Here is a 12,024-nt window from a genome sequence, read left to right on the forward strand (position 1 = left end):
AAACAGACGGTTCAGGTTACTGGAGAGCGGGCAGTTTCTCCCGCAGGTCGAAAGCGCCACCATTCTGCTGCATGTGGGCCTTCTGGATGCCGTTATCGGCATGGCAGCTGTAGCAGCTGGCCGCGGTCGGGCTGATCATCTCGTCGGCCGCATTGGGGACGCTGGCGCGGGAGGCATTGACTGAGGTACGGGTCATCGGGAAGGTGCCGTCGGTGGTGACGTTAGTGGTGGCGAGGGCACCGGCTGGCAGTTCGGCGTCATAGGTCCCGGCAATATGACAGGTCTGGCAGTTGCTCAGGATCCCCGGGAAGGTCACTTCGCTCCAGTCGTAGTAAATGCCGCCGGAACGGTTCCGGACAAACTCGTAGACCAGGTTGCGGACCGGGCTATTGGCCGAGTGGATACCATGAATCATATCCTTGAAGTTGTTGGTCGCCTCGGGGAAGCTCAGCGGGTCGGTTCCGAGAGCATCGATGGTCGCCTGGGGCAGACCGGCCGGATCGGCTGCGCGACCACTGCTGGTCAGGTTGGGGTTATGACAGGTGACGCAGATCTCTACCCCACCGTCGGCGGTAAGATTTCGGTTGCCACCATGACCTTCGAACATCTCATGGCAGGCAGCGCAGGCCGCGCTGCTGACCACTGCCCTGCGTTCCTCACCGACGACGGCCGTTACAACCGAACGGGTATGGCGCGCGGTATTGGCGGCGATACCATTGGTCCCGGCAGCCTGGGTCCAGTAACCCTGGAGACCAACGTTACGCAGCGTCGCGCCAACCGGGAAAGCGGCGGGAACGGTTGCCACATAGGCAGCGGGGGTGCCGCTCAAGGTCAGGCCGGAAATCGCTTGCGTGGCCGGCTGGCCGGCAGTCCGGCCGAGGTTGTTGTAATCGGCCGGAGCATTGACGCCGTCCTGGGGCAGAGCGTAAGCAAAGAGGAGGGAGGGACCGCCGGTGAAACCGGCCGGGGGATTGGTGCTCAGGTCGAGGTCGACACCGTCCTGCTGGATGTGGAAGGTGATGGTGGCGTCGCCGGTGGCATCATCGACCGTGACACTGTCAACAAAGTACTCGAAATTGACCAGGCCGGAATGGACCTGGGGATTGTTGGCCGTGGCGTTCTCGGTGGCATGAATCGCCGTCACGTCCTTGAGCGCATGGCAGCCGTCACAGGAGGTCAGCGTGTTGAGATGTGTAAAGGCCGGCTCCGTAACGCTGGTAGTGTGGCAGTTATTGAAGCAGGTTTCAACATTCTGCACAGTGTCCCACAGGGGAGTGGATCCCTTGTGGCAGGTAGCACAGTTTCTGAGATCCTGCGGGTAGGTCAGGTGAGAATAATCACCCAGATCGAAGTTTTGGGCGGAATGGATCTTGTGGATCATGGTCGGGAAGTAGGCTTCGCCGGCGCCAAGGGTGGTGACATGGCAGACCGTGCAAGCTTCGACGGCATAGCGGCTACCGCCTCCGTGCATGGGGAAGTTGATCACTGAGCCCGGGCCACCAAGGCGGCCATGGCAACCGTTGCAGGCGGCGTTGGTGACGACATCGCGCGCAAGAAGTGCGCCGGTGCCGGGGAAATCGGTAAAGGCGTTATAGGGGACCGGGACCAGGGCGCCGGCAGAGACCATGTTTACCACTCGGGTAACCAGGGCCGGGTCGTAGGTAGCGCTGATATCGGTGGTGGAGACGTAGGTGTAGCTCCCGTCGCCGTTATCGGTAAGGTTGGCGGGGTTGCGATCGCCACTGGTCAAACCAACCCAGGTCGGAGCATCGTCCGCCGTCGCCCCGGGATGGAGTTGGGCATAGGCCAGGCGGAAGTATTGCAGGCGGGTGGGGTTACTGCCGGCAACGGCAAGACCCGGCAACGGGTTGCCATTGGCGTCTCGCACGGTGAAGCCGATGGTGGCAAAGCCGCCGTTGACAGCGAAACTGTCGACCGTGGCGGTTACCTGCTCGATAGCGACATTCCCGATATGGACGTCCTGGACATCGATAACACCACCGCTCTTGTGGCAGAGGGCGCAGGATTCTGCGGTCAGCGGGTTGGCCGCTCCGCTACCGTTGCAGACGAACCTGGTCTGGTCGATTTCGGCGGCATCGAGTTCCAGATTGCCGTTATCGTCCATGCCGACGTCGATTTTCACGCCACCATTGGCGCAATCGGACACCGAGGCGTCATTAAGGACGATCAGCGAGGTCAGACCGTCGGTGCCATTGGTGCCGTCGGTGCCATTGGTGCCATTGGTGCCATTGGTACCGTTGGTGCCGTCGGTGCCATTGGTGCCGTCAGTACCATTACAGACCGCTTTGGTATTGTTGATCTCGGCATCGTCGAGGATGCCGTTGCCATTGGTATCGATGCCGGTGTAGACCCAGATTCCACCATTGGCGCACACTGCCCCCGGTGCGATGTCTGCGGTGGCTGCAGCGGTGGCAAAATTCTGCACCACTGCTTTTTTGTCATCGCTGTTGGAACAACCCCATAGGAAGGTCATACTCGTTAACAGCAGAATTGCACTCACTAACCTGAACCTGGCCATCATTACCTCCGTTGTTTAGGGGGGCAGTTGGCTGCCGGAGCCTTGCTGGCACCGGCAGCGGCACCACCTGGATATCCTGGAAGGGGGACCACCCTCCCACGGTCGTTGCTAGCAGACATGTTGAATCAATCGACAGTACATATTGCGGGCAAAAACTGCCTCCTCCGGGTTCCTGCCTCGGAGGAGACCAACCGCAGGACCGTCAGGGACGGGCCACCACCGGAGTCACGGCACCGGCGCTCAGATCGACAATGGCATCATAGAGCAGCTGCTTAATGTAATCGGGGTTGTGAATGTAGCCACAAGGCTCCTTGTCGGCCACCTGCCAGTTGTACGCCGCCTTGAGCTGGGCAGCGTTGCTGATGCCGCTGAAATAAGGATAGCCGGCGAGCGCGTTCACACCCGAAGCTTTAATAACTTCCAGCAGCTGGTCCTTGAGAGCGATGATGTCGTTGTAGTTGGCGTTGATGCCATGGCCCAGATCCTTGATCTCGGTACCGGGACCATCAAACCCATGGCAGCGCGAACAGAACGCTACTGCCGGCTTGAAGTCATGGGTCGGTGCATCCACCACGTGGCACCCCGCGCAGGTGTTGAGCTCTGGGGTGATATAGGTATGCTCCACCGGGAAGCTCATGCGCCCGGCGTAGGTCTTGCCGGCATACTGGTAGCCACCCTTGACCTCATCGCCAAAGAAGGATGCGGCAGCGGCAAAGTAGTGGATGTTGGTGAAGCCAAAGCTGCCGGCCGCGATCTTGCTGTCGACCGTGTTCATCGACTCGCGCCCCTGGTGACAGGTCATGCAGAGCTTGCTGTCGTCAGCAAAGAAGGGAGCTGCGTTGGTGGCGTCGAGGACTACCCCGGAGGGGAAGGTTACAGCTGTCAGTTGACGACGGGCAGGGCTTGCCGCGGCGCCCTCGAAGGGTGCTGTATGGCAGGCTTCACAGGAGAGGCCGGCAGAGATCCCCTTGGTGTACTCGGTGAAATCGGCTGCGGTCACGGTGCCGTTGGTGAAGAAAGCGGCAGCCCCTTCCGAGGAGTGGCACTTGGCGCAGCTGGTGCTCATTTCCCCGTCGCCGTCCCAGTGACGGAACGGCTCGCCGGCGGCATCAAAGTGGCCCGATGCATCGCGGGTCAGGCCGGCAACGGCGGCGGCACCGCCGATATCCTCGATGGAATCGTAGAGAATCTCGATAATGTAGGTGCCGTTATGGGCGTAAGCGCCCGGATCTTTGGAAGCGACCTGCAGGTTGTAGGCGGCACGCAGCTGCTTGGCGGTCAATTTAGCCGCATTGGCTCGGCTGAAATCGGTGGTGCCGACTGGGAAGAAGTAGGGGTAGCTGGCCGGTTGATAGAGGAGGCCGTCGGCATTGAGGGTCGCCTCAAGCTTGGCGATCATGTCGGCGACTTCGTAGTACATCCCTTCCGTGCTATTGCCGTCACCGTCGTAGTCGGCGATGGAGCCGGCCATGCGGATGGCACGGACCGCCAGAACATCGGACTCGTAGTCGCCGGTGGAAGCGACGCCGCTATGGCAGGTATCGCAACCGGTCGGTCCGAAGCCGGGGCTGGTCAGGTAGAGTTCCCCGGAGTGGACATTGTGGCATTCGACGCAGAGGTCGTTGGACGCGACATGCTCGAATTTGGAGGAGTAGGACTTGCCGGCGTACTCGTACGCCCCTTTTGCCTGGGTACCGAACAGGGTCGCTCCGGCTGCCAGGTAGTGGATGTTGGTAAAGCTGTAGGGACCGGCCGACTTGGCGATCTTGGCATCGACCGAGGCGGTCGACTCGCGACCCGAGTGGCAGGTCAGGCAGAGCGCGTTGTCTTCCACGCCCTGAACGGTTTCCAGGGTCGCGGCATTGTTGCCGGCAGCCTTTTCCGCAGCATAGAGGGTGCGGGCGTTGTCAAAGGCAAACTCGATACTGCGCCGGGAGCCGAGTTCAAAGGCGGTACCGGCGGCATTTTTCTGTTGCAGATCGTGGCAGGCGACACAGCCGATAACGCCCACTTCGGTATCAACTTCCGAATAGGCCGCGCCCTGGGTCAGTTCGACCAGGCCGAGGGGGCTGTGGCAAGGAGTACAGCCATGTTCAAAGGCCGGTCCCTTGTAGTCGCCATGGAAGCCTTTGGCCTGGCCCCACTCTTCGGCAATGCCGGCAGCGAAGGGCTGAGCGAACTTGGTCGCCCCATGGGGATCGTGGCAGTAGAGGCAGGCGTTTTCGTCAGCGGCGTTGATGTTGAAGCCTTCAACTACCGGGGTGGCCGGATCGTCAAAATGCCCCTGGGTCCCGGCGCCACTATGCTGCAACACCTTGCCGGCAGTCTGCTTGTAGGTGAACTTTCCAGCCGGTTGATCCCAGGTCGCGGTCAGGAAGTTCATGTGGCAACTGATACAGAGGTTGAAGGAGGCCGAGAAGGAGACCTTGGTCACCCGCGGGGTCGCCGCATCGCCGTCGTCATCCACATTCGTTGTGGTTGCCCTGGCACGCAGTTCACCTGAGTGGGGATCGTGACAGGTCCGGCACTGGACCGGGGAGATGTTGGTCAACGGCGCCTTGGGATCGAGTGCCGCCTTCAGTCCGTCACTGTCAAGACCCACGGTCTCCGGCGCATAAAGCCGGTAGCCTTCGTCGGAATGGCAACGGGCGCAGCGAGCACGCAACTCGGCGGGGGTGCCATGAGCGGTCTCAATCGACTTGATGTGGCCGCTCATCTTGTAATTTTCGACGATGTTGTCTGCATAGGGGTGATGGCTGTTGTGGTCGAAATTGGCATTGTGGCACTGGCCGCAGGCGTTGTAATCGGGCGTGGCCGCAGGGATCGGGCCAACCCCATAGTGCTGGCCGCCGGCACCATGACAATTTTCACAACCGATGGCGGCGAGGCCGGTGGCAGGAATCGGCCCCTCGCCATTCGCTTGCACATAGGCAGCGAGCAACTCGGGATTGGCAACGAGGAATTCCTGGAAATAGGGCTCGAGGCTCTTGCTGTCACCGATCGGGTCATGGCAGCCGAGGCAGGTGTCGCCGGACGCAGCGGTGATATGGGTGCTGTGCATTACGTGCTTGCTACCGAGGTAGGCCTGGACTGCGTCAGCACTCCAGGTAAAGTCCTGATGGCAGCCGATACAGGTGCCGGCGCCGACAAATTTGATGCCGGTGGAGTCGCTGCCAAAGGTTCCGGCTTCCGCTGTGGTCTGATTGCCACCGGAATCCCGGTTGCTGCCGCAACCCCAGAAGGTCAGGGCCAGCAACGCTGACAGGGCTAAACAGACGAGCTTCGTGGTTCGCATGCAAACCTCCTATGCGTGGGTTAAGGATGTAATTAATGGCATTTCCGACAGGTTTTGCCGCCACTGGCCCGGTCGAGACGGCCGCTGAAATCGCTGAAGTCCTTCGGATGGGGGTTGACCATCAGCCCGCTCTTTGCGCTGTGGCATTTGAGGCAGATATCCCCGTCCGGGTGGCAGGCCTGGCAGGTCGCCAGGTTCTTGCGCGCTTCGCGGCTGTGCCGGCTCGACCATTCGTGCGACGGCAGCACCGAGTTCGGGTGGCAGGTCTGGCAGCTGTCCGCGGGAAAGGTCTCGTGCGGCGTCCCGGAAACGGTCAGGTCGCTCCAGCTGCGCCGGTGCGAGTCGAGGGCGAGGTCGGCCGGGGCGAACTGCTCGTGGCACTCGAGGCAGAAGTTCTGCTCGTGGCAGCTGCTGCACAACTGCGGGTCGGTGCGCGCGGCGATCGGGTGGGTGACGTGAAAGTCGCTGCGATGGACGTTGACCATGGCGTTGCCAAAGGCCCCCATCTCGTCGGCGCGCCCGGCGTCGCTGTGGCACTCGAGGCAGAAGTCCTGCTGGTGGCAGGCGCTGCAGTCGATGGCGCCATTCTTGGCGGCCGGACGGTGGTTGAAGGCCCAGACCGGGCCATGCGTCTTCAGCCCCGGAAAGGTAACTTCTTCGACAAAGGCTTTCTCGTGGCATTCGAGGCAGACCGTCTCGGCCGGCTTGATCGCTTCGGCCCCTTCGACGTGGCAGGTAGCGCAGGCGGCATCGTCGAGATAGGTCAGGTGAGTGGCGTGGTCGAATGGGGCGCCCAGCGCCGGCGCCGCCCAGAGGGTGGCAAGGGCCAGGATGGCTAACAGGCTTCGAATCATATCGTCACTCCTTGACTTAGAAGAGGATGTTAAGACGGACGCGGCCGCGGTTGTAGTAGTCGTACAGGTCGCTCTCCACCCGCTCGAGCTTTGCCTGGACATTGACCTTCTTGGTCAGGTACGCCGTGGCGTCGACCCAGTAGCGGCTGCTGGTGGTGTCGTCGCTGGTCTCTTCCAGCCGCCGCTGCAGCACGTCGACCTCGGCGCCGGCGCCGGCCTGCAGGTACTTGTTGAAGAGGTAGGAGCCGTGCAGCTTCACCCCGCGCAGGTCCTGGCCGTCGCCGTCCTCGCGCCAGACCCCGGAGAGGTAGCCGGCAAAGCGCTCGGTGCGGATCTTTTCGACCCCGGCCTCGAAGACGTAGGCGTCGTCGAAATCCTGGTACATTTCCCAGGTGCCGCGGCCAAAGGCCCTTAAGCCCTCGCCGAGCCGAACGTTGTATTCGGCCATCAGCTCCTGGTACTCGCTGACGGCGAAGACCGAGTAGATCGAGGTCGAAGAGAAGACCGGCAGGGAGTAGAGGTACTCGGTGCGCAGGTTCCACTTCTCGCTGCGGTGGTAGTTGGCCCCGGCCAGGAAGTAGGAGACGCTGTTGCTCAGATAGTCGAATTGCACCTCAGTGTAGAGGTTGAGCAGGTTGCGCCAGTCGTAGTCGGCATCGAAGCCGAACATCTCGTTGGCGAGTTCGCTGTCGCTCCAGCGCTGCAGGTAGGAGACGCCGAGGTGGAGGCCGTCGAAGAAACTCCCGGACAGCTTCAGCCCGCCGATCAGGTCCTTGGCACTGTAGCCGCTGTAGTAGGCGACATCACCACCGCCGAAGAGGCTGACCTTGAGGGGGCCGAGGTTGTTGTAGTCGAGGTAGAGGCCGTCCATCAGCGAGGCGCCGGCGGTGGTCGCGATGAACTGGCGGCCGAGCTTGACGTCGAGGTTCTTGACCAGCCCCTTCTTCTCCAGGTAGCCGTAGTAGAGGCGGCTGTCGGCGTCGACCTCGTCGTTGAGATCGACCCCGAGGCGGCCGTAGCCGCGGAAATTGAGCCCGGCGCCGTCGAGATCCTTGACGTTGAGCAGCAGGTACTCGTAGGCGGGAAGGGCGGTGTCGCCCTGGGCGTCGTCGTACCATTCGAGTTCGGTGCTCGAGCGCCCCGACACCGAGACCGCCAGCGCCTGACCCGCCGCCCCCAGGGCCAGCAGAAATACCGCTGCGCAGATTGTCAATCGCTGCCAAATCCTCATGTTGCCTCCTTGACGTGATGGCTGGGAATTCAAAGCCGGTCCCCGTGTTTCGATCTGCTCAAACCAGAAATCAACCCGGGGAAGGACGTTCATTCAAAACAAAGTTAAACTCATTTTCCCTTAATGCGGGATATTGCCAGTAGCGTCCTGTTTCGCTACCGGTTGCTGCCAGATTATCCAGTCAAAAACCGCTCGACCGTGGCTTACCCGTATGCCGGGAGTGGGGAAAATATTTATTCGCAAATAATGGATTGGCTCCTGTGGATATAAGCACGCTGTGTGCCAACATAATGACTACAATTTGAAATTGCTAATTAGGAATTAAAAAATCTTTACCCTTTGCTAGCCGGCACCAGCGATAACCCGCCAAAAAGACTAGAAAACGGCACTATAGCCAAACCGGTGAGGGAAGAAATCAGATAAATACGGAACCGAGAACAACCATAACAACGCCCCCCCTCCTCATGAACAATTTCATAGTGACGTCACTCCTGTCTACCATGGAAATTTTCCCTGTCAAGCAAAGAAAGTCACGATTAATCAAGAATAATCCAACTTGATCCCGGTGCGGTGCCGTCAATTGGCTGGGCCACCTCTGAATGGCGGAAGCCCACGGATGACCATGTCTTCGCGGTGGCGAATTGGCGCCCATAGGGTGACCTGGAGGCAGAAAAGACCAGATATGGCAGAGGGGTGAGGAGAACGGCCTTGCTGAGAAGAGGGAAAGGAGTTTATTCGCCGAGCATGTTGCGCATTCGGGAAAAGAAATCGCTGGCCATCTGCTCCTGTTCTCCCGGGGGAAGCTGCGGCCTGCCTTCACTGGTGCCACGTTCCATACTGCCCTCCGGCAATTCGGCCAGAAAAGGACTGGGGGTGCGCGGTTCGAGCTTGCCATACTTCTTGCGCCGCCTGGCATGGAGCAGTACCAGGCGCTGCCGGGCCCGGGTGATGCCGACATAACAGAGACGCCGCTCCTCGTCGAGATCAGCCCCCGCCTCCATCGACTTGCGATGCGGCAGGAAGCCTTCCTCCAGACCGACCAGGAAGACCTGGGGAAATTCGAGCCCCTTGCTGGAATGCAGACTCATCAGGACCACGGCGTCACGGGACAGCTTGTGTTCCTTGTCGTTACGTACCGGCTCGTCCTGATCGAGGAGGGAGACCTTGTCGAGGAATCCCGCCAGACTCGCCTCCCCTTCCCGTTCGACATAGCCGGCCAAGGCGTTGAGGACCTCCGCGAGGTTTTCCGCGCGCCGTTTCCCCTGCTGGGGATCGTTGGCGGTACGATAGATTTCGTTTTCGAGGCCAATTTCCGCAAAGAGCTCTCGGGCCGTCTCGACCAGGCGCAGCGGCTTGCGAAACTGCCGGCGAAATCGCTCCATCAACTCGACGAAGCCGGCAACAGCGGAATGCGCCTTTTCCCCCAGCTCATCCAGCTCACTCACCTGGCGCATGACCTCCCAGAGGGGACGGGACTGGGCGGCGGAGGCCTGGATTAAAACGTCCGCCGTCGTTTCGCCGATGCCGCGCCGGGGGAAGTTGAGAATCCGCAGCAGGCTCACTTCATCGCGCGGATTGACCAGGACCCGAAAATAGGCGAGGGCGTCCTTGACCTCCTTGCGGTCGAAAAACTGCTGGCCGCCGATCAGGACATAGGGAATATTCTCGAAGCGCAGCTGCTCCTCGAAAGCGCGGGACTGGACGTTGGTGCGGTAGAGAATGGCGAAGTCCCGGTACTGCAGGTTGCGACGGAACCGTTCGGCATGAATCTGCTCGACGACACTGCGCGCCTCATCCTCCTCGTCTTCGCAGCAGAGGCTCAGCACCGGCTCTCCGGGATCGCCGGCGGTCCAGAGCACCTTCTCCTTGCGCCGGGTGTTGTTCCGGATCACCGCGTTGGCGGCGGCGAGAATGTTCCCGGTGGAGCGGTAGTTCTGCTCCAGCTTGATGACCCGGGCGCCGGGGTAATCCTTTTCGAAATCGAGGATATTGCCGAGGTCGGCGCCGCGCCAGCCGTAAACCGACTGGTCGTCGTCCCCGACCACGCAGAGGTTGCGATGTTCTTCGCAGAGGAGGCGCAGCAGGTGATACTGGGCGGCGTTGGTATCCTGGTATTCATCGACCATGATGTAGCGGAAGCGGGCCTGCCACGCTCTGCGCACTGCCGGATCGTCGCGCAGCAGGCGTACTGCGAGGAGCAGGATGTCATCGAAATCGACCGCATTGAAGGCCTTGAGGGCGCGCTGGTAGCGGGGATAGACCTGGGCGGCCAGGAGCCGCTCCGGGTCGCTGCCGCCGGCAGTGAACTCCGTCGGGGTGATCAGGCGGTTCTTGGCGTCGGAAATCAGCCAGAGAACCCGGTCGAGGTCGCAGCGCACCCCCTCTGCCAGCAGGTCGCGGGTGAGGTCGCGCACCAGACGCTCCTGGTCGGCGCTGCCATAGATGGAAAAGTTCTGCTTGAAACCGAGCCGCTCGATATCGGCACGCAGGATCCGCAGCGCCAGAGAGTGGAAGGTAGAGATGACCATCCCCTGTCCCGATTTGCGGCCGACCATCGCCTTGACCCGTTCGCGCATCTCCCGGGCCGCCTTGTTGGTAAAGGTCACCGCCAGAATCTCCTCCGCCGCCACCCCCTGTTCCAGCAGGTAGGCGATCCGGCAGGTGATGACCCGGGTTTTGCCCGACCCGGCCCCGGCCAGGAGGAGCAGCGGCCCCTCGGTATGCCGTACCGCGGCCTGCTGCGGCGGGTTGAGATCGTTGATATGCATGACCGACTGACTCCGGAAATTTTGATACCAGGAACGGGCAGGATTGGCAATGGAAGCCGGGGAAGGACGTTACCATGGTCGGTACCGGCGAGGCAAGGGGCGCGGGGAGCGCAATTCAGGCGGATTAGCCCTTGATTTTTGTCCGCAGTGGGCGTATTTTTACGCCCGCTATGACACGTATCCTTATCCTTCTCGTTGGCCTGGCCTGGGCTTCGCTCCTCCTGATCTCCTGGGGTGGCAGCTCCGAGGCGCAGCTTCATCCCGATCCGGCGGTCGGCGTCACCCGCGCCGCCTCCTGACCTCGCCACCATCAGCCCCCCCAGAGCCCCCTCCCGGAAACTCCTGGCGGTGCCGGCAGGCATCCCCCTGCCGGCTGCCGCGGCGCTCCAGTTCAGCATCGATGGCATTGAGCACTTCCCACTTATTGAGGGACCAGAGCGGTGCCAGCAGCAGCTCCCGCGGGCCATCGCCGGTGAGGCGCTGGACCACCGTCTGCGGGTGGAGCCGCTCCAGGAAATCGGCGGCAAGAGCGACATAGGCCTCCTGCTCGAGCACCGCAACCTCACCGGCCTGAAACAGATCGCCCAGCGGCGTCCCGCGCAGCACATGCAAAAGGTGAATCTTGACGCCGTCGACCCGCAGCCGGGCCAGTTCATCGGCGGTCGCCAGCATCGCCGCCCGGTCTTCCCCGGGAAGCCCGAGGATGACGTGGACACAGATCCGTAGTCCGGCCTGCCGGGCGGCGGCAAACGCGGCGAGAAAGGTCGCGTAATCGTGGCCGCGGCGGAGCCGGTCGAGGGTCCGGTCATGGCTGCTCTGCAGCCCGAGTTCGAGCCAGAAGTAGGTCTGCCGGTGGTAGGCGGCGAGCAGCTTGAGAACCTCCGGCGGCAGACAATCGGGGCGGGTGCCGACGGCCAGCCCGACCACCCCCGGCACCGCCAGCGCCTGGTCATAGCAGGAGCGCAACCGCTCCACAGGCGCGAAGGTATTGGAAAAAGGCTGGAAGTAGGCGAGGAAGCGGTCTGCCTTGTACTTGCGCGACATGACCTCCTTGCCCGCTTCAACCTGGCTGGCAACATCGAGCCGGCGCTCGATACCGACCGCCCCCGACCCGCCTGGGTCACAGAAGAGGCAGCCGGGGCGTTGCCGTGAATCCCCCCGGTTGGGGCAGGCGAAACCGGCGTCGACAGAGATCTTGTGAATGCGGCCGCCAAAATGCTCCTTGAGCTCGGCGGAAAAGGTGCGATAGCGTTTTTCCATCCTGGCAATATGCCACTTCCTGGGCGCAGGGCGCAAGGGTCACGGCCTGCCGGAGCGGAGCAAACCCCGCCATTGCA

The 12,024-nt window shown here is 61.7% G+C and carries 7 protein-coding genes; 1 reads left to right on the forward strand and 6 read right to left on the reverse strand.

Annotated features, from left to right (window positions below):
- Positions 1 to 16: 16 nt before the first annotated feature.
- The 5 genes from DBW_RS15620 to DBW_RS15640 all read right to left on the reverse strand — a co-directional run bounded on the left by DBW_RS15620 (position 17) and on the right by DBW_RS15640 (position 10,687).
- Positions 17 to 2,494 (reverse strand): OmcA/MtrC family decaheme c-type cytochrome, encoded by a 2,478-nt coding sequence (locus DBW_RS15620; RefSeq protein ID WP_066728712.1) that lies wholly within the window; start codon positions 2,492 to 2,494, stop codon positions 17 to 19.
- Positions 2,495 to 2,741: 247 nt separating this feature from the next.
- Positions 2,742 to 5,834, reverse strand: a complete 3,093-nt coding sequence (locus tag DBW_RS15625; RefSeq protein ID WP_066728714.1) for a hypothetical protein — start codon at positions 5,832 to 5,834, stop codon at positions 2,742 to 2,744.
- A gap of 32 nt (positions 5,835 to 5,866) precedes the next feature.
- The gene (locus tag DBW_RS15630) at positions 5,867 to 6,688 is read right to left on the reverse strand and encodes a cytochrome C (RefSeq protein ID WP_066727891.1); all 822 of its coding nucleotides are present in this window, start codon (positions 6,686 to 6,688) and stop codon (positions 5,867 to 5,869) included.
- 16 nt (positions 6,689 to 6,704) lie between these two features.
- Positions 6,705 to 7,919, reverse strand: a complete 1,215-nt coding sequence (locus DBW_RS15635; protein ID WP_066728715.1) for a hypothetical protein — start codon at positions 7,917 to 7,919, stop codon at positions 6,705 to 6,707.
- 731 nt (positions 7,920 to 8,650) lie between these two features.
- Positions 8,651 to 10,687, reverse strand: coding sequence for an ATP-dependent helicase (locus DBW_RS15640; RefSeq protein ID WP_066728717.1), 2,037 nt, complete (start codon positions 10,685 to 10,687; stop codon positions 8,651 to 8,653).
- A 170-nt stretch (positions 10,688 to 10,857) separates the two neighbouring features.
- On the opposite strand from DBW_RS15640, the gene DBW_RS19095 reads away from it, so the two are divergent.
- Complete coding sequence (locus tag DBW_RS19095) at positions 10,858 to 10,986, forward strand: hypothetical protein (RefSeq protein ID WP_257722361.1); 129 nt, start codon at positions 10,858 to 10,860, stop codon at positions 10,984 to 10,986.
- Here DBW_RS19095 and DBW_RS15645 read toward each other — a convergent pair.
- Entirely contained in the window at positions 10,967 to 11,947 is a 981-nt protein-coding gene (locus DBW_RS15645; RefSeq protein WP_082820396.1) for a TIGR01212 family radical SAM protein, read from the reverse strand. The two genes, DBW_RS19095 and DBW_RS15645, sit on opposite strands and share 20 nt — an antisense overlap.
- Positions 11,948 to 12,024: the final 77 nt, after the last annotated feature.

This window comes from Desulfuromonas sp. DDH964 (genome assembly GCF_001611275.1).
Taxonomy (GTDB): Bacteria; Desulfobacterota; Desulfuromonadia; order Desulfuromonadales; family DDH964; genus DDH964.